The sequence below is a fragment of the Streptomyces fulvorobeus genome (genome assembly GCF_013167895.1).
Classification (GTDB): Bacteria; Actinomycetota; Actinomycetes; order Streptomycetales; family Streptomycetaceae; genus Streptomyces; species Streptomyces fulvorobeus.
This window is the reverse complement of record NZ_BLWC01000001.1, coordinates 2509096-2529746: the sequence shown is the minus strand read 5'-3', so window position 1 is coordinate 2529746 and position 20651 is coordinate 2509096. Positions and strand designations below refer to the sequence as shown.

The following is a 20651-nucleotide window of genomic DNA, read 5'->3' as shown; positions in this document are numbered from 1 at the left end:
CACCGGCTCCTCGGGGCCGAAGTCACCAGCCTCCGTCCGTCCCCGCACTCGGTCCCGTACCGTGTGCGGGGACCGACGTGTGTAACGGGAGGCGTGAGAGATGGCCGGGAAGGACCGCGACCGGTTCTCCACCGCGACCAGGCTGCGACTGCTCGGTGAGCAGACCGCGGCCCGCGTCTACCGGTCCCAGAACCGGCGCCAGGCCCGCCGCTCGCGGCTCACCGGCCGCGCGGCGTTCCTCGCTCTGGTCGTCTGCTCCATGGTGGTGGCGCTCGCGTACCCGATGCGGCAGTACGTCTCCCAGCGCGACGAGATCGCCGACCAGGAGCGCCTGTCGCAGGAGGCCCGGGAGCGGACCGAGGAACTGCGGGACGAGAAGGCGCGGCTCATGGACGACGCGTACGTCCGGCGGCTGGCCCGTGAGCACCTGCACTACGTACTTCCGGGGGAGACCGGTTTCACCGTGATCGATCCCGGCGCGGCCGAGGACCGCCGCGGGGAGCCGGGCACGACGGACCGTGCCTGGCACTCCAACCTCTGGGACGGCGTGGACACCGCCGACCGCGACTGAACCGCACCATCTGAGAAGCACCTTCGAGCAGAACCAAGGCAGGCATGGAAACCCCCCCTCCGCAGACCGAGTCCACCACGCCCAGTGACGCGGACATCGCCGCGTTCCAGCAGCAGCTCGGGCGTCCGCCGCGCGGACTGCGCGCCATCGCGCACCGCTGCCCGTGCGGCCACCCCGACGTGGTCGAGACGCAGCCCCGTCTGGAGGACGGCACGCCGTTCCCGACGACCTTCTATCTGACCTGTCCCCGTGCCGCTTCCGCGATCGGCACGCTGGAGGCGAACGGGGTCATGAAGGAGATGACGGAGCGTCTGCGGACGGACCCGGAGCTCGCCGCCGCGTACCGCGCCGCGCACGAGGACTACATCGCCCGCCGTGACGCCATCGAGGTCCTGGAGGGCTTCCCGAGCGCGGGCGGCATGCCGGACCGGGTGAAGTGCCTGCACGTCCTGGTCGGGCACTCGCTGGCGGCCGGCCCCGGGGTCAACCCCCTGGGCGACGAGGCGATCGCGATGCTGCCGCAGTGGTGGGCGAAGGGGCCGTGCGTGTCGCCGTGCGGCGAGACGCACGGAGACGTCTGACCTCCCGCCCCGCCTCTCCGGGGCTCCGCCCCCACCCCGCCGGTCCTCGATCGCCGGACGGGCTCGTAGGCCGGCCAGCGGCGGCCCCGGGGCGGAGCCCCCGTACACCCCACGACTGGAGCCCTCATGACCCGCGTTGCCGCCATCGACTGCGGTACCAACTCCATCCGCCTCCTGGTCGCCGACGCCGACCCCGCGACGGGTGAGCTCACCGAGCTCGACCGGCGGATGCGGATCGTGCGTCTGGGACAGGGCGTCGACCGGACCGGGCGGTTGGACCCCGAGGCGCTGGAGCGCACGTTCGGGGCCTGCCGCGAGTACGCCGCGGTGATCAGGGAGCTGGGGGCCGAGCGGGTGCGGTTCGTGGCCACCTCCGCCTCGCGCGACGCGGAGAACAGCGACGAGTTCGTCCGGGGCGTCCTGGACATCCTGGGCGTCGAGCCCGAGGTCGTCACCGGCGACCAGGAGGCGCAGCTCTCCTTCGACGGCGCCACCAGGGAGCTGGCCGGCAGCGACCACCTGGCGAAGCCGTATCTCGTCGTGGACATCGGCGGCGGCTCCACGGAGTTCGTGGTCGGCGACGACGAGGTCCGCGCGGCCCGGTCCGTGGACCTGGGCTGCGTACGGATGACCGAACGGCACCTGACGCGGGACGGCGCCGTCGTGGACCCGCCCACCCCCGCCGGGATCGCCGCGATCCGCGCGGACATCGCCGCCGCCCTGGACCTCGCCGAGGAGACCGTCCCGATCGCGGACGCCGCCACGCTCGTCGGCCTGGCCGGCACGGTCACCACGGTGGCCGCCATCGCCCTGGAACTGCCGGAGTACGACCCCGGGGCCATCCACCACTCCCGGGTCTCCCTGGAGCAGGTCCGGGAGATCACCGGGCGGCTCACCGGCTCCACGCACGAGGAGCGGGCCGCGATCCCCGCGATGCATCCGGGGCGGGTCGACGTGATCGCCTCCGGTGCGCTGATCCTGCTCGCCGTGATGGAGCGGACCGGAGCGCGTGAGGTCGTGGTCAGCGAGCACGACATCCTGGACGGCATCGCCCTCTCGGTGGCGGCCCAGAGGGCCGTCCAGCGCCCCTGACGCCTGCTCATACGCTTTCCCGCCCGCACCCATGAGCCGTTCAGGACCGCCTCCGAGGCCCCTCCGGGAGCCCGCCCCGACGAACTTCGTGAACTACTTCACAAGGAATTGGGTCCGGTGGGATGCCGTTCGGCCTGTCGGGGGCCGCGACGGCCGTCCGCAGACCCGCACGGCAAGGATGCGAGGCGGTTTCGCGGACAGCGGGAGTGGCCCTGCCGGAGCCGCGGTCCGGCCGTCCGGAACCCACAATGGCCAGCTCACAAGCGGTGGACAACGTCCACCAGGACACCGTGGTTCCCCTGCGGTGTCATGACCTGGGTCACGTGGGCGGCGGAGTGTAGCAGAGGGGCGCGGATACCTTGTGAAGGGGCTCACGAGCAGGGGGTCCTAGGGGGGTGGATACTCGATGGCATGAGCACCACGGAGCGTCCCAGGATCCTCGTTGTAGGCGGTGGGTACGTTGGCCTGTACGCAGCTCGTCGCATCCTGAAGAAGATGCGCTACGGGGAGGCGACCGTCACGGTCGTCGACCCTCGCTCGTACATGACGTACCAGCCCTTCCTCCCCGAAGCTGCTGCCGGCAGCATCTCCCCTCGGCATGTTGTCGTCCCGCTGCGACGCGTCCTGCCGAAGGCCGAGGTGCTCACCGGCCGTGTCACGACCATCGACCAGGACCGCAAGGTCGCCACGGTCGCGCCGATCGTCGGCGAGACCTACGAGCTGCCCTTCGACTACCTCGTCATCGCGATGGGCGCGGTCTCCCGCACCTTCCCGATCCCCGGCCTCGCCGAGCAGGGCATCGGCATGAAGGGCATCGAGGAGTCGATCGGCCTGCGCAACCACGTCCTGGAGCAGCTGGACAAGGCTGACTCGACGACCGATGAGGCGGTCCGCCGCAAGGCGCTCACCTTCGTCTTCGTGGGCGGCGGTTTCGCCGGTGCGGAGACCATCGGCGAGGTCGAGGACATGGCCCGTGACGCGGCGAAGTACTACACCAACGTGAAGCGCGAGGACATGCGCTTCATCCTCGTCGACGCCGCCGACAAGATCCTTCCCGAGGTCGGCCCGAAGCTGGGCGCGTACGGCAAGGAGCACCTTGAGGGCCGCGGTGTGGAGATCTACCTCTCCACCTCCATGGACTCGTGCGTCGACGGTCACGTCGTGCTCAAGAACGGCCTGGAGGTCGACTCCAGCACCATCGTGTGGACGGCCGGCGTGAAGCCGAACCCGGCGCTGGCCCGCTTCGGCCTGCCGCTCGGCCCGCGCGGCCACGTCGACACCTCCGAGAAGCTCCAGGTGCAGGGCACCGACTACATCTGGGCCGCGGGCGACAACGCCCAGGTTCCGGACCTGGTCGGCCGCAAGGCCGGCAACCCGAACGCCTGGTGCCCGCCGAACGCCCAGCACGCGCTGCGCCAGGCGAAGGTCCTCGGCGACAACGTGATCTCCGGCATGCGGGGCTTCCCGCAGAAGGAGTACAGCCACGCCAACAAGGGTGCGGTCGCCGGACTCGGCCTGCACAAGGGCGTCGCGATGATCGTCGTGGGCAAGGTGAAGATCAAGCTCAAAGGCCGTCTCGCCTGGTACATGCACCGTGGGTACCACGGCATGGCGATGCCGACCTGGAACCGTAAGATCCGGGTCTTCGCCGACTGGACGCTCGCCATGTTCCTCAAGCGCGAGGTCGTCTCGCTCGGCGCCATGGAGACCCCGCGCGAGGAGTTCTACGAGGCCGCGAAGCCGGCCCCGGCTCCGGCCGCCGTCAAGACCGAGGGTGAGAAGGCCAGGGCTTCCTGAACCCGGAGTACACCGTTCCGCGCCCGAAGGGGCCGTCCGCCATCCGTGGTGCGGGCGGCCCCTCCGGCGTTTCCGGAGCGGCCCGGCCCCGGTAGGTGTGGTACGCAGGTATTTTGCCGTTCCCTTGCCCGGCAGCGGGATGGCGCGCGGTCCGCGCACGGTTGACCCAGGTGTACCTCGTCACGCAACCGAGGTGTCGTGACGTGGTTTCAGGCATGTTTGTGGAAATTTGAGCATGTTGGGAAACACCACCACGGAGGTGTGCGCCATGGCAGACGCCGCATCGCGGCTGACCGCTCTCGCCGAAGAGTTGCTGGGAGAGCCCCTACCGGTCCGGATCAGGGCCTGGGACGGCAGCGAGTCCGGGCCGCCCGGTGCGCCCGCCCTCGTGATCCGCCACCGCCGCGCCCTGCGCCGGCTCCTGTGGAGACCGGGCGAACTGGGCCTCGCCCGCGCCTGGGTGTCCGGTGAGATCGACGTCGACGGAGACCTCTACGAGGTCCTGGACCGGCTGGCCGCCCTGCTCTGGGAGCGCGGCGCCGACGCCAAGGACTCCGTCCACCCCGTACGGGACCCGAAGGTCCGCGCCTTCGCGCGCGGGCTCCTCCAGGTGGCCGGGCCCTGGCCGCCGCCCGCGCCGCCGCCCGAGGAGGTACGCCGCCGCACCGGCCCGCTCCACACCAGGCGGCGTGACAAGGAGGCCATCAGCCACCACTACGACGTGGGCAACGACTTCTACGAACTGGTCCTCGGCCCGTCCATGGTCTACTCCTGCGCCTACTGGGAGGACGGCGGCACCCTGGAGGACGCCCAGCGCGACAAGCTCGACCTCGTCTGCCGCAAGCTCGGGCTGAAGGAGGGCGACCGGCTCCTGGACGTCGGCTGCGGCTGGGGCTCGATGGCCATCCACGCGGCCCGTGAGTACGGCGCCCAGGTCACCGGGGTGACCCTCTCCACCGAACAGGCCGCGTTCGCCCGCAAGCGCATCGCCGAGGAGGGCCTCACCGACCGGATCGAGATCCGGGTCCAGGACTACCGGGACGTCAGGGACGGTCCGTACGACGCGATCTCCTCGATCGGGATGGCCGAACACGTCGGCACGGTGCGCTTCCGTGAGTACGCCGACGACCTGTACGCGCTCCTCAGACCCGGCGGCCGGCTGCTGAACCACCAGATCGCCCGCCGCCCCGAGAAGGACGAGTCCGCCTACCGCGCCGACGAGTTCATCGACTCCTACGTCTTCCCCGACGGGGAACTGGCCCCGGTCGGCCGGACCGTCGCCACCCTGGAGGAGGCCGGGTTCGAGGCCCGGGACGTCGAGGCGATCCGGGAGCACTACGCGCTGACCCTGCGCCACTGGGTCACCAACCTGGAGCGGCACTGGGACGCCGCCGTACAGGCCACCTCACCCGGCAGGGCCCGGGTCTGGCGGCTCTACATGGCGGCTTCCGCGCTCTCCTTCGAGCGCAACCGGATCGGGGTCAACCAGATCCTCGCGGTCCGCCCGCAGCAGGGCGGGGCCTCCGGCATGCTCCTGCGCGCCCGCGACTGGAGGACCGCCCCGGCGGGCTGAGCCCGCACATGACGGAGGGCCGGTGTCCGCACCGCCAACACCGGCCCTCCGTACGCCCCCGGCGAGCGCTACTCGGTCTTGATCGCCGTCAGCATGTTCAGCTTCGCCGCGCTGCGGGCCGGCCAGAGCGAGGCCAGCACCCCAACGAGCCCCGCCAGCACCAGGAAGAGCGCGAGCCGGTCCCACGGGATGACCAGCGCGTACTGCGGGACGGACTCGGCCAGGGTCTGGCCGATGGCCCAGCCCAGGAACGTCCCGAGCCCGATGCCGACCAGTGCGCCGAAGACCGAGATGACCACGGCCTCCAGCCGGATCATGCGCTTCACCCGGCGCTTGTCCAGACCGATCGCCCGGACCATGCCGATCTCCTGCTGCCGCTCGAACACCGACATCGCCAGGGTGTTGACGACCCCGAGCACCGCGATGATCAGAGCCATCGCCAGCAGGCCGTACATGATGTTCAGCGCCATGTTGACGAAGCCGCCGAACATGTCCCGGATGTCCTGCCGGTCCATGATGCTCATGGCCGGGTTGTCGCCGAGCGCGTCGACCACGGCCTGCTCGTTGGCCTCGCTCGCGCCGCCCTCCATCTTCAGGTAGATCTCGCGGATCTCCGGGTGGGAGGTGTGCGCGTCGGCCGTCGCCTTCGGTACGAGGACCGGGGAGAGGAACTCGTTGTCCTCGTAGACCGCGCCGACCTTCAGCTTCCCCTTCTTCTCGTCCTCGAACGTCACGGCGACCGTGTCACCGGCCTTCCAGCCGTTCGACTTCGCCGTCTTCTCGGAGACCGCGATCCCGCCCTCGGCGAGCGTGTCCAGCGAACCGGACACGGTTTTGATCGCCAGGACCTTTTCCACGTCACCGGGGGTGACGCCGGAGGCCGAGTAGCCGGACTCGCCCGTCCGCAGCCAGACGGCCTGTTGGGGGAGACCGCCGAGACGCCCTCGGCCTTCTCCAGGGCCTTGAGTGCCGACTCGTCGAGCGAACCGCCGCTCGCCATGGTGACCATGTAGTCGGCCCTGATGTTGTCCGTCGTCATCCGGTCGACGGCCTGGCCGAGCGTGACGCCGAGCACCGAGATCCCGGTGACCAGGGTCAGCCCGATCGCCAGCGCGGAGGCGGTCGCTCCGGTACGCCGGGGGTTGCGGACCGCGTTCTGCGCGGCCAGCTTCCCCGAGACGCCGAACAGCTTCGTCAGCAGCGGGCGCACCAGGGCGATCACGGGGCGGGACAGCAGCGGGATGAGGACGATGACGCCGATCAGTGCCAGGAAGGCGCCGCCCGCGATGACGGTCCTGCCACCGCTGCCGGCCGCCGCGCCCCCGACGATCCCGGCCGCGCCGAGCAGGGCGAGCGCCCCGCCGATCGAGTTCCGTACGACCAGGGACCGGGTGGTCGCCACGGCGTGCACGCTGCTCATGGCCGCCACCGGCGGGATCTTCGCGGCCCGGCGGGCGGGCAGCCAGGCGGCCAGCACGGTCACCAGGACGCCGACGCCGAACGCCGCGCCGATCGCGGTGGGGGAGACCACCAGCGGGCCGGCGGGGATCTTGCCGCCGATCAGGCCCATCGCGGAGCGCAGCCCGACGGCGAGGCCGAGGCCGAGCAGGAAGCCGGTCACCGAGGCGATCACACCGACCACGCCCGCCTCGAGCAGCACCGAGCGCTTCACCTGGCGGCGGGAGGCACCGACGGCCCGCATCAGGGCCAGCTCCCTGGTGCGCTGGGCGACCAGCATGGTGAAGGTGTTGGCGATCAGGAAGACGCCGACGAAGAGGGCGATGCCCGCGAAGGCGAGCAGCATCGTGTTGAGGTTGGAGAGCTCCTTCTCGATCTGCGCGGCCTGATCGTCGGCGAGGGCCCGGCCGGTCTCGGCGGTGGCGTCCTCGGGCAGCAACGGATCGACCGCGGTCAGCAGCTGCTGGGCGGAGACGCCGGGCGCGGCGGAGATGGTGACGTCCTGGAAGACGCCGGGCCTGAGGTAGAGCTGCTGGGCGACCGGGGTGTCGAACAGGACCAGGCTGCCGCCCGCGTTGACCGCGCCGTCCTCGGTGGTGAACACGCCGGAGAGGGTGAACTCCTTCACCGGCCCGTTCGTGGCGACCCGCACCGGGTCGCCGACCCGGTAGTCACCCTTGTCCGCGGAGTCCTTGTCCAGCGCGACCTGGCCGGCCTCCGCGGGGCCCGCGCCCTCGGTGAACGCGTACTGGTCGTCCTCGCCGTCCTTGCCGGGGAAGAAGTTGGCCCCGGTGTTGGACCAGCCGTTGCCGATGAGCTTGCCGTCGGCGTCGGCGACGCCCGCGAAGCCGGAGACCCGGCCGGTGGCGTCGGCGACGCCGTCCAGGGCCTGGATCTTCTCCAGCGTGGCGGTGTCGACGCCGGGTGTCTTCTCGTCCTGCTGGGAGGCGTGGGTGGTGACGGCGACGGCGACGTCGTCGTAACTCTTCGCCGACTGGTTGCGGAAGGCGTTGCTCAGGGTGTCGGTGAAGACCAGGGTGCCGGAGACGAAGGCCACGCCGAGCATTACGGCGAGCACGGTCATCAGCAGCCTGGCCTTGTGCGCGAGGACGTTGCGCAGGGCGGTTCGGAACATGTCTGTAGTCCTGGGATGGGTTCCGGAAAGGGGGACGGGGACAGCAGCCGTCACGTCAGCTGGTGCGGCCCTTCGCGTCGAACGCCTTCATCCGGTCGAGGACCCCGTCGGCGGTGGGGTGCGTCATCTCGTCGACGACCGCGCCGTCGGCGAGGAAGATCACGCGGTCCGCGTAGGAGGCGGCCACCGGGTCGTGGGTCACCATCACCACGGTCTGGCCGAGCTCGCGCACCGAGTTGCGCAGGAAGCCGAGGACTTCGGCGCCGGCGCGGGAGTCGAGGTTCCCGGTCGGCTCGTCACCGAAGATGATCTCCGGCTGCGAGGCGAGGGCACGGGCGACCGCGACACGCTGCTGCTGGCCGCCGGAGAGCTCGGTCGGCCGGTGCTTCAGCCGGTCGGCGAGGCCCACCATGTCGATCACCTTCTGGAGCCACGCGGCGTCGGGCTTACGGCCCGCGATGTCCATCGGCAGCGTGATGTTCTCCAGCGCGCTCAGGGTCGGCAGCAGGTTGAACGCCTGGAAGATGAAGCCGATCTTGTCCCGGCGGAGCTGCGTGAGCTGCTTGTCCTTGAGGGCGCCGAGCTCCGTGTCGCCTATCCGTACGGAACCGCTGCTGAAGCTGTCGAGCCCGGCCACGCAGTGCATCAGCGTGGACTTGCCGGAGCCGGAAGGGCCCATGATCGCGGTGAACTCGCCCTGCGGGAAGTCCACGGTCACCCGGTCCAGGGCGACCACCTGGGTCTCACCCTGGCCGTAGACCTTCGACAGCTCCGTGGCGCGGGCGGCCACCGCGGTGGCGCGCTGGACGGTGGGGGTGGTGGTCACAGGGACTCTCCTGGTTCGGGGCCTCGTTCGGGGTCCCCTCCATCGTCACCGCCGTATCGCGCGAGGTCGTCAGCCCCGGTACCCGTTCCCGGGGCCCTCTATGGTCGCACCGGCGGGGTCCGGCGTAGTCCTGGGGTAGGAGGCCGACCCTGAGAAGATCCGCCCTCAGCGGGGCGGGGCGGTCGATCCGCGCGGTTGGAGGCGGGCGGTGGCGTCCTGGAACCCGGGCACCGGACCCTCCGTGACCATCGTCAGCAGGGTGCGGGCCGCGTGGGTCCCGTACGCCGGGATGTCGCGGCTCAGCGCGGTCAGCGGGGGGCGGACGACCCGGGAGAGCTGGGAGTCGTCCCAGGCCACGAGGGAGAGGTCACCGGGCACGTCGAGCCCCATCTCCTGGGCCACCGAGAGCCCGGCGACGGCCATGATGTCGTTGTCGTAGACGACGGCGGTCGGCCGGGACGGCGAACTGATCAGCCGCCGGGTCGCGTGGGCACCTTCCTCGCCGGAGTAGTCGGTGTGCACCACGACCGGGGTGTCCAGACCCAGTTCGGCGGAGATCTCCTGCTGTGCCTGGTCGCGCAGCCGGGTGTGGATCAGCTCGGGGAGCCCGGCGACGCGGGCGACGGAGCGGTGGCCGAGCGCGTGCAGATACGTCAGGGTGTCCCGGAGCGCCGCGGAGTCGTCGGACCAGACGGGGGTGAGGGAGCCGGCCGCCGAGGGGTGGCCGATCACCACGGCGGGCATACCGAGCTCGGCGACGCCCTCGATCCGCGGGTCGGGGGCGCGCACGTCGGCGAGGAAGACCCCGTCCACCCGGCCCTCGCCCCACCAGCGGCGGTAGACCTCGAGCTCCTGCGCGGGGTCGGGGACGACCTGGAGGAGCAGGGCGCAGCCGCGGGCGGACAGCTCGGTCTCGATGCCGCTGATCAGCTCCATGAAGAAGGGCTCCACGCCGAGCAGCTTGGCGGGCCGGGACAGCGCGAGGCCGACGGTGTCCGCCCGCGCGCGGGTCAGCGCCCGCGCGGCGCTGTTGGGGCGCCAGCCGATCTCCTGGGCGATGGCCTTGATGGTGGCGCGGGTCGTGGGGGACACTCCGGGCCGGTCGTTCAGCGCGTACGACACCGCGACCTTGGAGACCCCGGCGCGGCGCGCGATGTCGGCGATCGTGGGGCGGTGCTTGGGCATACGACCTCGCTTAACCGGTTCGTTTTCGGAACCCATCCTATCCATAGGTCTGTACCTCTTGTCTGCCCCGAAATGGTCAAGACCTGTGCAGCGCTCTTAAAAAAACTGTGGTGGGAGCGCTCCCGCACTCTTGACACCACTCCGGGCCGCCCATACCTTCACGTCACTTACCCGGTTCAGTAACTCCGCTCGACACGGGACGGCGGGGAAGAGGAGGGGCTATGGGTATGCGTACCCGGGTGCGGTTGACCGCCACACTCGCTGTGTTCGGACTCGCCGCGACCGCGTGCACGGGGGGCGGCTCGTCGGGCGGCGCCACCGGACCCGGCGGCAAGGGCGGCTCGCTGCCCCGCAACGAGACGCTCTACACGACCGGCACCCAGTGGGGGCCTCCGGCCAACTACAACCCGCTGCGCAACTGGGACCACGCCACGGGCACCAAGGGCCTGGTCTACGAGACGCTGTTCCACTTCGACCCGGACACGGGCAAGCTGATCCCGTGGCTCGCGGAGTCGGGCGCCTGGACCGACGACAAGACCTATGACGTGAAGCTGCGCGCGGGGATCACCTGGGCCGACGGCAAGCCGCTGACCGCCAAGGACGTGGCGTACTCCTACGGCCTCGGCAAGATCGAGGCGTCCGCCTTCCACACCCTGTGGAGCTGGCTCTCCGGCGCCGAGGCGGTGGACGCCACGACCGTGCGCTTCACCTTCAAGGAGGCCCGCTACCAGGAGTGGGACTACACCCTCTTCGGCCAGCCGGTCGTCCCGGAGCACATCTGGAGCACGCGCACCGACGAGGAGGTGCTCAACGGCGTCAACGACAAGCCGGTCGGCACCGGTGCGTACAAGCTCAGGAGCAAGTCGCAGGACCGGGTCGTGTGGGAGCGCCGCGAGGACTGGTGGGGCGTCAAGGCGCTCGACAAGAAGCCGGCCCCCCGCTACGTCGTCGACGTCTCCAACCCGAGCAACGAGGTCGTCATCGGCCAGCTGGGCCAGGGCCAACTGGACCTCAGCAACAACTTCCTGCCCGGCGCGGCCTCGCTGATCAAGAGCAGGAAGGTCGTCTCGTACTACGACGAGGCGCCCTACATGCTCTCCGCCAACACCGCCTGGCTGGTGCCCAACACCACCAAGAAGCCGATGGACGACGCGGCCTTCCGCAGGGCGCTCGCCGCCTCCGTGGACACCGGCAAGATCGTCAAGGGGGTCTACGGCGAGCTGGTCAAGCCCGCGTCCCCGACCGGTCTGCTGCCGCAGTGGGAGCAGTTCGACGACAAGGCGCTGATCGCCGGGAAGGGGTTCGCGCACGACGTGGCGAAGGCGAAGGAAGAGCTCGCCGCGGCCGGTTACAAGGACGCCAACGGGGACGGCTTCGTCGAGAACAAGGACGGCTCCACACTCAGCCTCAAGCTGGCGGTGCCCTCCGGCTGGACCGACTGGATGGAGGCGGCCAAGGTCATCGCCGCGGGCGCCAAGGAAGCGGGTATCCAGCTCACCACGGAGTTCCCCGACCAGAACGCGCTCAACGAGCGGCGGGGCAAGGGCGACTTCGACCTCGTCATCAACAACGAACGCCAGCTCTCCAACACCCCGTGGACGTACTACGAGTACATGTTCCAGATGCCCGTGCAGAAGCAGCAGAACACGGTGAACTTCGGGCGGTACGAGAACCAGGAAGCCTGGAAGCTCGTGCGGGAACTCGGCGGGGTGAAGACCGACGACACGGCGGGCATGAAGACGGTCATCTCGAAAATCCAGGACATCCAGCTGACCGAGATGCCCATCATCCCGCTCTGGTACAACGGCCTGTGGTCGCAGTCCACCACCGGCACCTGGAAGAACTGGCCGTCGGACGCGGACGGAACCCCGAAGGCGGCTCCCGCCCTCTGGCGCAACTGGCTGGAGATGGGCGGCTTCGAGACGCTCACCCAGCTGAAGCCCGCCTCGTGACACGGCCGTTCTGACTCCATGACCGCCCCGCCGTGCGCGCGCCGACCTGACGGGCGCGCCCACGGCGGGGCTCTCCACCAGGGGAGCACCCTTGCGCCGCTACTTCGCCCGGAAACTTCTTGTCTACGCCCTGACCTTCGTCGTGGCCGTGACCGTCAACTGGATGATCCCGCGCTTCATGCCGGGCGACCCGGTCGCCGCCATGGTCACCCGCGCCCGCGTCTCGCAGCCCGAGGCCGCCGAGGCGATGCGCACCTACTACAACAACCTCTTCGGCTTCGACGAGCCCTTGTGGCAGCAGTACCTGCACTTCTGGGGGCCCTGCTCCAGGGCGACTTCGGGATCTCCATCTGGGTCTTCCCCACGCCCGTGGGTGACGTCCTGCTCGAAGCACTCCCGTACACGCTCGGCCTGATGATCCCCTCCGTCCTGCTCAGCTGGTTCGCCGGCAACTGGATCGGCGCGCTGTCCGCCCGCCGCAAGATCCTCGACAACACCGTGCTGCCGGTCGGCTACCTGCTGACCGCGATGCCGTACATGTGGATCGCCGTCATCCTCGCCTGGGCGTTCGGCGCGCAGGCCGGCTGGTTCCCGCTGTCCGGCGGGTACAGCCTGGACATCCAGCCCGGCTGGAACGCCGACTTCGTGCTGGACGCGCTGCACCACTGGGTGCTGCCGTTCCTCTCGCTCTTCCTCGTCGCGCTCGGCGGCTGGGCCATCGGGATGCGCAACATGATCATCTACGAGCTGGAGTCGGACTACTCCGCCTATCTGTCGGCCCTCGGGGCGCCCCAGCGGCTGATCCGGCGCTACGCCTTCCGCAACGCCGTCCTGCCCCAGGTCACCGGTCTCGCCCTCCAGCTCGGGGTCCTGGTGGCCGGCGCGCTCGTCACCGAGATCGTCTTCGCCTACCCCGGCCTCGGCTCACTGATCCTGGCCGCCATCCAGAACCAGGACTTCTTCCTGCTCCAGGGCGCGTTCCTGTTCATCGTCATCGGCGTACTGATCGCCAACTTCCTCATCGACATCGTGTACGTGGTGGTCGACCCCCGCACCCGTACGGGCATGGCAGGAGGCACCTCATGACCACACTGCCCGACCCCGCGCCCGTGGCGGCCGAGCAGCCCGCCGCCAAACCCGGCAGCGAGTCGCTGCACTACGCCGTCCGCAATCCCAAACTGCTCATCGGCCTCTCGCTCGTCCTCGTCCTGCTCGCCACCGGCCTCCTCGGTCCGCTGCTGCTGGACGGCGGCAACCCCAACGAGTACGTGGGCCCGCAGGCCGCCGCGCCCGACGGCACGTACTGGATGGGCACCACCACCTTCGGCCAGGACGTGTACGCCCAGTTCGTGCACGGACTGCGCGCCACCTTCCTGGTGGGTGCCGTCGGCGGCGCGATCGCCGCCGTCATCGCCATGCTCGTCGGCTTCCTCGCCGGCTACCGGGGCGGCATCGTCGACGAGGTCCTCAACATGCTCACCAACGTCGTCCTGGTGATTCCGGCGCTCGCCGTCCTCCTGATCATCAACGCCTACCTCGGCGTGCGCAGCGTCGCCGTGCAGGGCCTGTTCATCGGGCTCACCTCCTGGCCCTGGGCGGCCCGCGCGATCCGCGCGCAGACCTTCTCGCTGCGCACCCGGGAGTTCGTGGACCTGGCCCGGCTCAGCGGCAGCGGCACCTGGCGGATCGTGTTCCGCGAGATCGCGCCCAACATGAGCTCGTACCTCTTCATGATGTTCATCCTGCTCTTCGGCGGGTCCATCCTGATCGCCTCCTCGCTCGACTTCATCGGGCTCGGCCCGACCGAGGGCGTCTCGCTCGGGCTGATGCTCCAGAGCGCCCAGCAGTGGAGCGCGCTCCAACTCGGTCTGTGGTGGTGGTTCATCCCGCCGGGCGCAGGCATCACCGCGATCGTCGGCGCGCTCTACGTCGCCAACGTCGGCCTCGACGAGGTCTTCAACCCGAAGCTGAGGGAGTCGTGAGCACATGACCCTGACCGTCAACGACCTGCGGGTCCACTACCGCACACTGCGTGGCGAGGTCCGGGCCCTGGACGGCGTCGGCTTCGACCTGGCCGACGGGGAGATCCTCGGCCTGGCGGGCGAGTCCGGCTGCGGCAAGACCACCCTCGGCAAGGCCCTGATCCGGCTCGACGGCCGGATGCGGCACGCGGGCGGCACCGTCACCCTGGACGGCGAGGAACTGCCGCTCTCCGACGACCGCGCCATGAACGCCTACCGCTTCCACAAGATCTCGCTCGTCCCGCAGTACTCGATGAGCGCCCTCAACCCCACCCGCCGCATCGGCCGCATGGTCCGCGAACTGCTCGCCTCGCGCGGCGTGAGCGTGGACACGGACGAACTGCACCGCCGTCTCGCCCTGGTGGGACTGGAGCCCGGCGTCCTGGACCGCTATCCGATCGAGCTCTCGGGCGGCATGAAGCAGCGGGCCGTCATGGTGATCTCCACCCTGCTGGACCCCTCGGTCCTCATCGCCGACGAGGTCACCTCCGCGCTGGACGTCTCCAACCAGCAGGCCGTCGTCGGCGCGCTCACCGGGCTCCGCGACAAGGGCCTGGTCACCAGCATGATCTTCGTGACCCACGACATCGGCCTCACCTCGCACATCGCCGACTCGATCATGGTGATGTACGCGGGCAAGCTCGCGGAGAAGGCCCCGACGAAGATCCTCACCACCGCTCCCCGCCACCCGTACACCAAGATGCTGATCGGTTCGCTGCCCCAGGTCGGCGCGCGCTACGCCGACAAGCCGCTCAGCGGCATAGCGGGCTCGCCGCCCTCCCTGCTGGACCCGCCGGCCGGCTGCCGCTTCCGCGACCGCTGCCCCCTCGCCGACCGCCAGTGTGCCGAGGAGCCGCCGGTCGTCGAGATCGCCCCCCGCCACACCGTCGCATGCTGGAAGGCGGCCTGATGCTGACCCTCGACCGTGTCACCAAGACCTTCCGGGCCGGTGCCTTCGGCGGCGGCTCGGTCACCGCCGTCGACCGGGTGTCGTTCGCGGCGGCACCCGGCGAGCTCGTCTCCCTCATCGGGGAGAGCGGCAGCGGCAAGTCCACCATCGGCCGCATGGTCCTCGGCCTCACCGAGGTCAGCGCGGGCAGCCTCACCCTGGACGGGGAGCGGGTCAGGCCGGGCAAGGACTTCTACCGCCGGGTCCAGGGCGTCTTCCAGGACCCCTTCAGCTGCTACAACCCCGTCTTCAAGGCCGACCGCGTCTTCGCCCTGATCCGCCGCGCCTACCACCCGGGCGTAGGCGACAGGGAGTGGGCCGACCGGGTCGAGAAGGCCGTACGGGACGTACGGCTGGACCCTGGCCAGGTGCTCGGGCGCTACCCGCACCAGCTCAGCGGCGGCCAGCTCCAACGGCTGCTCATCGCCCGCGCGCTCCTGCTCGATCTGCGCTTCCTGGTCGCCGACGAGATCACCAGCATGCTCGACGCCTCCACCCGCATCGACGTCCTCAACCTGCTGGCGGGTCTGAAGGAGCGCGGGCTCGGCGTCCTCTACATCACCCACGACCTGTCGCTCGGCACCTACCTCGCCGAGAAGACGGTGGTCCTGCGCAACGGCCGGGTCGTGGAGCGGGGTGACACCCAGAAGGTCTTCGGCAACCCCCTGCACCCCTACACCCGTACGCTCCTGGCCGCCGTGCCCCGGCTGAACCAGCCGTGGACCGCCGCCGTCCCCCTCGACGCCTGCGCCTACCACGAGGGGGGCGCCTCGCCGGGCGACGACCTGTACGAGACCGAGCCCGGCCACTTCGTCGCCTGCGCCGCACTCCCCGCCTGCGGAAGGACTCGCGCCTGACCCCGTGGCGTCCGCCCCGCCCCGCCTGATCCGGCGCGGATGCCGGATGCTTCACGCCCAGGGACCCGGTACCTCACGCTGCGTGACGGAACGGTGCCGGAACAGCGGGTCGGACCCCTTGCTCAAACGTTTCTGCACTCCCTCGCACTCTTCCCCGGCCGGCTCCGCCGGTGGCCCGGGCGGACGGTATGCCCCTCCGTCCGGCGCCGGGGAGGAGCGCGGCGCTCCGCCTCGCGGGGCGGTGCGGGAAAGCCTCTGCGCGCCGGGGAGCCGGCCGGTTTCCCGGCGCGTCGGCAGCACCGCCGGGAGGTGAGGTGGCGGGGCCATGGCGAACCGTGGCGCGGCCCTGGCGCGCTGGGCTGTCCGAGTGCGGCGAGTTTCCGTCATTCCCCTGCGGCGAGGCATCGGGCCGCGGTCCGGACCGGGCATGTGGTGAGGGCTCGGCCATGTGCTGACGGACCCTCAAACAGTCAATAAAATAAGACAACATCGCGCCACTGTTCGGCTGTTCGTGGGACGCCGCCGGATAGGGTCATGTGCCAATGCGGAGCCGCGCGCCATGCCCGGATGGTGGAATGCAGACACGGCGAGCTTAAACCTCGCTGCCCCTCGGGGCGTGCCGGTTCGAGTCCGGTTCCGGGCACCACTCTCTGGGCGCCGCGCGCCCCGCACCCCGCGTCCGTACGGGCCCTTCCCGGGTCCTTGAGCCGGGCGGCGAACCGCCCCTCACTCTGTGTGTACGGAAGATCCCCGGGTATGGGTGCGTATGCGGACCGAAGATCCTCCCCGAGCACTAGAGAGATTCTTTTGCCCACCCATTACTCTTGTGGCAAGGCCACGCAGTGTGGCCATGGAGGAGTGAAATGAGGAGCAGCAACCCGGTCTTCTCGCGACGGGGGTTCAGCCGCGACAACGGCACCGCGGGCTTCAACGCGGCACCGCAGGCCGGGGCCCCCGCGACGGGTACCGACCCGTACGCAGCGGGCACCGCCGCCAACCCGTACGCCACGAACCCCTACGCCCAGCAGGACACCCAGTACGGCGCCCCGCAGGCGCCCGCGCGCTCCGGCGCGATGACGATCGACGACGTCGTCACGCGTACGGCGATGACGCTGGGCACCGTGGTGCTCGGCGCCGTGCTCGCCTGGTTCCTGCTGCCCGTCGACGAGGCCAACATCGGCAAGTCGTACGGCATCGCGATCGGCGCCGCCCTGGTGGCGTTCGTCCTGTCGCTCGTCCAGTCCTTCAAGCGCAAGCCGGTCCCGGCGCTGATCATCACGTACGCGGCCTTCGAGGGCGTGTTCCTCGGGGTCATCTCCAGCGCGGTCAGCACCTACATCAGTCCCGGTGTGGTCGCGCAGGCGGTGCTGGGCACCATGTGTGTCTTCGCCGGTGTGCTCGTCGCGTACAAGATGCGCTGGATCCGGGTCACGCGCCGCTTCTACGGCTTCGTGATGGCCGCCGCCATGGGCTTCATGCTCCTGATGGTGGTCAACCTGCTGGTCGCCGTCGTCGGCGGCGGCGACGGCCTGGGCCTGCGCAGTGGCGGCCTCGGTATCCTGTTCGGTGTCATCGGGATCGTCCTCGGTGCCTGCTTCCTCGCCCTGGACTTCAAGCAGGTCGAGGACGGCATCGCCTTCGGTGCTCCGCGCGAGGAGTCCTGGCTGGCCGCGTTCGGCCTCACCATGACCCTGGTCTGGATCTACCTGGAGATGCTGCGCGTGCTCTCGATCCTGAGCGGCGACGACTAGACCGCAGTGGACCCGCACGACGCAACGGCCCGCAGGCTCACCGCCTGCGGGCCGTTGCGTCGTGTGTGCGCCTGACCGGGCCGCGCCCGTCCGCTGGCAGCCATCGGTGCGGGGCGCGTAGGGTCGCGGCGTGCTCGATACCACTCCGCTGATCATCGCCGTGGACCGGTTCGCCGACCGTCTGCGCTCCGCCCCGCAGAGCCGGCTCCAGCGCGGCGCCGCCGCCGAGGCGCTGGCCGCGGCCAGGGAGCTCGCCGTCCGGGCCCAGCGGATCGAGCGGCCGGGCCAGGAGCCGCACGTCATGCCGGACGCCGGGGTCTTCAGCGTCGGCGACCAGCTCGCCGTGGCCGGACGCGATCTGGCGGTGGCACTGGTAACGGCCCCGCCCGGAGAGCTGGACGAGGCCGTGCGGTATGTCGACGAGGCGGCGGCGCGGGCGTTCGCGTAAGGCCCGCGCCGGGCGTACTAGAACGAGGCGATGACCCGGTCGGCCAGGATGTAGACGTTGTCCTGGCCGCAGGAGAAGGTCAGCGCGTAGGCGCCGGAGACTCCGGAACCGCCCAGCAGGAACGGGGTCTCACCGGCGCGCAGCGAGTCGGCGAGGCGTTCGGCCGTCTCGCGGTGGCCCGGGGTCATGCAGAGCGTGGTGCCGTCCGCGAAGACGTAGACGTCGAGGGTGCCCAGCGGGCCGGGGCGCACGTCCGTCAGTTCGATCGCCGTGTCGGCGAGCTCTTCCAGGCGGCTCACCGTGCGCTCGTGGTCGGTGACCACGGGTGTCTGCACGGGGACGAAGTCGGGGTGCGAGGGGTGGCGGCGGCGGGCCGCGGCCAGCTCGGGGGAGTCCTCCGGATACTCGGAGACCTCCGGCAGATCGGTGATCTCGACGAGCTCGCGCTCGGCCCTGGCCCGCTCGCTGAACTCCGTCAGCTCGACCAGTTCCTCCAGGGCCTCGGTCGCTTCGAGGTCCATCGCCTCAAGACCGGCGAAGTCGGCCTGGCGGGGGAGGAAGAACGGGGCGTCGTCGCCGAGGCCGGCCAGCCCTCCCAGCAGGGACGGGGCGTCGGCGGCGTCGCGGGCCTCCTGCGCGGCCCAGAAGGCACGCGCCTCGGCGAGCTCGCGCTCCCGCTCCTCGGCGAGCGCCTCGGTGACGGCCGCGCGTATCTCCGCGGCGGGGGTGGCTGTGCTGCGGCTCTGCGGCGGCACGGAGGGCGCGTCGAACCGGCTCGCGGCCAGCTCCGCACGCAGGGCCGCGACCTGCTCGCGCAGCCCGTGAGCGGCGTGCAGGGCAGCGGCGCCGACAGCCGTGGCAGCGGCGGTGGTCAGCAACAGGGCAAATGACATGGCGCTCACTGACATACTCCCGGTTTCAATCGATCCCCCCGACTTCCTACATCAGCTTGGCCTGTGCGTGTGCCCGCTGTCAGTGCATTACGTCACGAATTGGACAGGTCTTTTGGCCCGGCGTTTCACCCCGAAACCAGCGTGACCTGCGAAAACGACTCTCCCCCGGGACGCAGATCACATCCTGGGGGAGATTCGGTCACGGTCGGGGCTCGGCCCGGTTCGCGGAGGCCGTTCCGAGGGAAGGGCGGGGCCTCAGCTGAGGCGCTCGATGACCATGGCCATGCCCTGGCCGCCGCCCACGCACATGGTCTCCAGGCCGAACTGCTTGTCGTGGAACTGCAGGCTGTTGATCAGCGTGCCGGTGATCCGGGCGCCGGTCATACCGAACGGGTGGCCTACGGCGATGGCGCCACCGTTGACGTTGACCTTGTCCAGCGGCAGGCCGAGGTCGCGGTAGGAGGGGATGACCTGGGCGGCGAACGCCTCGTTGATCTCGGCGAGGTCGATGTCGCCGACGCTGAGCCCGGCGCGCTTGAGCGCCTGCCTGCTGGCCTCGACCGGCCCGTAACCCATGATCTCGGGGAGAGGCCGGAGACGCCCGTCGAGACGATCCGGGCCAGCGGGGTCAGGCCGAGCTCACGCGCCTTGGTGTCGGACATGATCACCAGTGCGGCGGCGCCGTCGTTGAGCGGGCAGCAGTTGGCGGCGGTGACCAGGCCGTCCGGGCGGAAGACCGGCTTCAGCCCCTGCACACCCTCCAGCGTGACGCCCGCGCGCGGGCCGTCGTCCTGCGAGACGACGGTGCCGTCCGGCGTCGTCACCGGGGTGATCTCACGCTCCCAGAAGCCGTTCCCGATGGCCGCTTCCGCGAGGTTCTGGGACCGTACGCCGAACTCGTCCATCTCCTGGCGGGTGACGCCCTTGAGCCTGGCCAGGTTCTCCGCGGTCTGCCCCATCGAGATGTAGGCGTCCGGGACGGCACCGTCCTCGCGCGGGTCGTGCCAGTGCGCACCCTCCTGCCCGGCCCGCTCGGCGGTACGGGCCTCGGCCTCGGCGAAGAACGGGTTGTGCGTGTCCGGGAGGCTGTCGGAGTTGCCCTTCACGAAGCGGGACACCATCTCGACACCGGCCGAGATGAACACGTCGCCCTCGCCGGCCTTGATGGCGTGCAGAGCCATACGGCTGGTCTGGAGCGAGGAGGAGCAGTAGCGGGTGACCGTACAGCCGGGAAGGTGGTCCATGCCCATCTGTACGGCGACGACGCGGCCCAGGTTGTTGCCCTGCTCGCCGCCGGGGAGGCCGCAGCCGAGCATCAGGTCGTCGATGTCCCTGGGGTCCAGCTCGGGGACCCTGGCCAGCGCGGCGCGGATGACGGTGGCGGTCAGGTCGTCCGCGCGCAGGTCCTTGAGGGACCCCTTGAAGGCCCGGCCGATCGGTGAACGGGCAGCAGAGACGATCACGGCTTCGGGCATCACGCGGCTCCATGAGGGCTGGAAGGCGGACTGGCAGGCTTGGCTGACTTGGAAGTTACCCGGCCGTATCGCTGAGGTCACCCAGCA

General features: G+C 70.4%; 16 protein-coding genes, 1 tRNA gene and 2 pseudogenes. 14 read left to right on the top strand and 5 right to left on the bottom strand.

Annotated elements, in window-relative coordinates; translation table 11 throughout:
• Nucleotides 1-100 precede the first annotated feature (100 nt).
• From Sfulv_RS11385 to Sfulv_RS11365, 5 genes are all read left to right on the top strand, one after another.
• Entirely contained in the window at nucleotides 101-571 is a 471-nt protein-coding gene (locus Sfulv_RS11385) for an FtsB family cell division protein (protein ID WP_173313575.1), read from the top strand.
• Nucleotides 572-615: 44 nt separating this feature from the next.
• A complete protein-coding gene (locus tag Sfulv_RS11380; RefSeq protein WP_173313574.1) occupies nucleotides 616-1152 on the top strand; it encodes a DUF501 domain-containing protein in 537 nt (178 codons plus the stop codon).
• A gap of 126 nt (nucleotides 1153-1278) precedes the next feature.
• On the top strand, nucleotides 1279-2244 hold the full coding sequence (locus Sfulv_RS11375; protein WP_173313573.1) for a Ppx/GppA phosphatase family protein: 966 nt from the start codon (nucleotides 1279-1281) through the stop codon (nucleotides 2242-2244).
• A gap of 411 nt (nucleotides 2245-2655) precedes the next feature.
• Nucleotides 2656-4041, top strand: coding sequence for an NAD(P)/FAD-dependent oxidoreductase (locus tag Sfulv_RS11370; RefSeq protein WP_173313572.1), 1386 nt, complete (start codon nucleotides 2656-2658; stop codon nucleotides 4039-4041).
• Between the two features lie 268 nt (nucleotides 4042-4309).
• Nucleotides 4310-5614 (top strand): class I SAM-dependent methyltransferase, encoded by a 1305-nt coding sequence (locus Sfulv_RS11365; RefSeq protein WP_173313571.1) that lies wholly within the window; start codon nucleotides 4310-4312, stop codon nucleotides 5612-5614.
• Nucleotides 5615-5682: 68 nt separating this feature from the next.
• Here Sfulv_RS11365 and Sfulv_RS11360 read toward each other — a convergent pair.
• The 3 genes and pseudogenes from Sfulv_RS11360 to Sfulv_RS11350 form a co-directional block, all read right to left on the bottom strand.
• Nucleotides 5683-8207: pseudogene (locus Sfulv_RS11360) on the bottom strand (ABC transporter permease).
• Nucleotides 8208-8262: 55 nt separating this feature from the next.
• Nucleotides 8263-9033, bottom strand: coding sequence for an ABC transporter ATP-binding protein (locus Sfulv_RS11355; protein ID WP_173313570.1), 771 nt, complete (start codon nucleotides 9031-9033; stop codon nucleotides 8263-8265).
• A gap of 165 nt (nucleotides 9034-9198) precedes the next feature.
• On the bottom strand, nucleotides 9199-10218 hold the full coding sequence (locus Sfulv_RS11350) for a LacI family DNA-binding transcriptional regulator (protein ID WP_173313569.1): 1020 nt from the start codon (nucleotides 10216-10218) through the stop codon (nucleotides 9199-9201).
• Between the two features lie 221 nt (nucleotides 10219-10439).
• Here Sfulv_RS11350 and Sfulv_RS11345 point away from each other — a divergent pair, with 221 nt between their 5' ends.
• The 9 genes from Sfulv_RS11345 to Sfulv_RS11310 all read left to right on the top strand — a co-directional run bounded on the left by Sfulv_RS11345 (nucleotide 10440) and on the right by Sfulv_RS11310 (nucleotide 18196).
• On the top strand, nucleotides 10440-12170 hold the full coding sequence (locus Sfulv_RS11345) for an ABC transporter substrate-binding protein (RefSeq protein ID WP_173313568.1): 1731 nt from the start codon (nucleotides 10440-10442) through the stop codon (nucleotides 12168-12170).
• Nucleotides 12171-12261: 91 nt separating this feature from the next.
• Nucleotides 12262-12585: an ABC transporter permease family protein gene (locus Sfulv_RS30260; protein WP_256668879.1), complete on the top strand. Its 324-nt coding sequence runs from the start codon at nucleotides 12262-12264 to the stop codon at nucleotides 12583-12585.
• Entirely contained in the window at nucleotides 12540-13256 is a 717-nt protein-coding gene (locus tag Sfulv_RS11340) for an ABC transporter permease (RefSeq protein ID WP_256668878.1), read from the top strand. The genes Sfulv_RS30260 and Sfulv_RS11340 overlap by 46 nt, the downstream gene beginning before the upstream one ends.
• The gene (locus Sfulv_RS11335; protein WP_173313567.1) at nucleotides 13253-14152 is read left to right on the top strand and encodes an ABC transporter permease; all 900 of its coding nucleotides are present in this window, start codon (nucleotides 13253-13255) and stop codon (nucleotides 14150-14152) included. Before Sfulv_RS11340 ends, Sfulv_RS11335 begins: the two co-directional genes overlap by 4 nt.
• Nucleotides 14153-14156: 4 nt before the next feature.
• A complete protein-coding gene (locus Sfulv_RS11330; protein WP_173313566.1) occupies nucleotides 14157-15101 on the top strand; it encodes an ABC transporter ATP-binding protein in 945 nt (314 codons plus the stop codon).
• Nucleotides 15101-15997 carry an ATP-binding cassette domain-containing protein gene (locus tag Sfulv_RS11325; RefSeq protein ID WP_173313565.1) on the top strand — a complete coding sequence of 299 codons (897 nt, stop codon included), beginning with the start codon at nucleotides 15101-15103 and terminating at the stop codon, nucleotides 15995-15997. The genes Sfulv_RS11330 and Sfulv_RS11325 overlap by 1 nt, the downstream gene beginning before the upstream one ends.
• 561 nt (nucleotides 15998-16558) lie before the next feature.
• Nucleotides 16559-16643 (top strand) — tRNA-Leu (locus tag Sfulv_RS11320).
• Nucleotides 16644-16860: 217 nt separating this feature from the next.
• On the top strand, nucleotides 16861-17748 hold the full coding sequence (locus Sfulv_RS11315) for a Bax inhibitor-1/YccA family protein (RefSeq protein ID WP_173313564.1): 888 nt from the start codon (nucleotides 16861-16863) through the stop codon (nucleotides 17746-17748).
• Between the two features lie 130 nt (nucleotides 17749-17878).
• A complete protein-coding gene (locus Sfulv_RS11310) occupies nucleotides 17879-18196 on the top strand; it encodes a hypothetical protein (protein WP_173313563.1) in 318 nt (105 codons plus the stop codon).
• Between the two features lie 17 nt (nucleotides 18197-18213).
• Here the strand turns inward: Sfulv_RS11310 and Sfulv_RS11305 are convergent, their stop codons facing one another.
• Nucleotides 18214-19089: a hypothetical protein gene (locus Sfulv_RS11305; RefSeq protein ID WP_246353088.1), complete on the bottom strand. Its 876-nt coding sequence runs from the start codon at nucleotides 19087-19089 to the stop codon at nucleotides 18214-18216.
• A gap of 255 nt (nucleotides 19090-19344) precedes the next feature.
• Nucleotides 19345-20564: pseudogene (locus Sfulv_RS11300) on the bottom strand (acetyl-CoA C-acetyltransferase).
• Nucleotides 20565-20651: the final 87 nt, after the last annotated feature.

Bases quoted from the DNA above. Each gene is read 5' to 3' on its own strand.
- Sfulv_RS11385 (WP_173313575.1), top strand. From the start codon at position 101: ATGGCCGGGAAGGACCGCGACCGGTTCTCCACCGCGACCAGGCTGCGA.
- Sfulv_RS11380 (WP_173313574.1), top strand. From the start codon at position 616: ATGGAAACCCCCCCTCCGCAGACCGAGTCCACCACGCCCAGTGACGCG.
- Sfulv_RS11375 (WP_173313573.1), top strand. From the start codon at position 1,279: ATGACCCGCGTTGCCGCCATCGACTGCGGTACCAACTCCATCCGCCTC.
- Sfulv_RS11370 (WP_173313572.1), top strand. From the start codon at position 2,656: ATGAGCACCACGGAGCGTCCCAGGATCCTCGTTGTAGGCGGTGGGTAC.
- Sfulv_RS11365 (WP_173313571.1), top strand. From the start codon at position 4,310: ATGGCAGACGCCGCATCGCGGCTGACCGCTCTCGCCGAAGAGTTGCTG.
- Sfulv_RS11350 (WP_173313569.1), bottom strand. From the start codon at position 10,218: ATGCCCAAGCACCGCCCCACGATCGCCGACATCGCGCGCCGCGCCGGG.
- Sfulv_RS11345 (WP_173313568.1), top strand. From the start codon at position 10,440: ATGGGTATGCGTACCCGGGTGCGGTTGACCGCCACACTCGCTGTGTTC.
- Sfulv_RS11335 (WP_173313567.1), top strand. From the start codon at position 13,253: ATGACCACACTGCCCGACCCCGCGCCCGTGGCGGCCGAGCAGCCCGCC.
- Sfulv_RS11330 (WP_173313566.1), top strand. From the start codon at position 14,157: ATGACCCTGACCGTCAACGACCTGCGGGTCCACTACCGCACACTGCGT.
- Sfulv_RS11325 (WP_173313565.1), top strand. From the start codon at position 15,101: ATGCTGACCCTCGACCGTGTCACCAAGACCTTCCGGGCCGGTGCCTTC.
- Sfulv_RS11315 (WP_173313564.1), top strand. From the start codon at position 16,861: ATGAGGAGCAGCAACCCGGTCTTCTCGCGACGGGGGTTCAGCCGCGAC.
- Sfulv_RS11305 (WP_246353088.1), bottom strand. From the start codon at position 19,089: ATGTCATTTGCCCTGTTGCTGACCACCGCCGCTGCCACGGCTGTCGGC.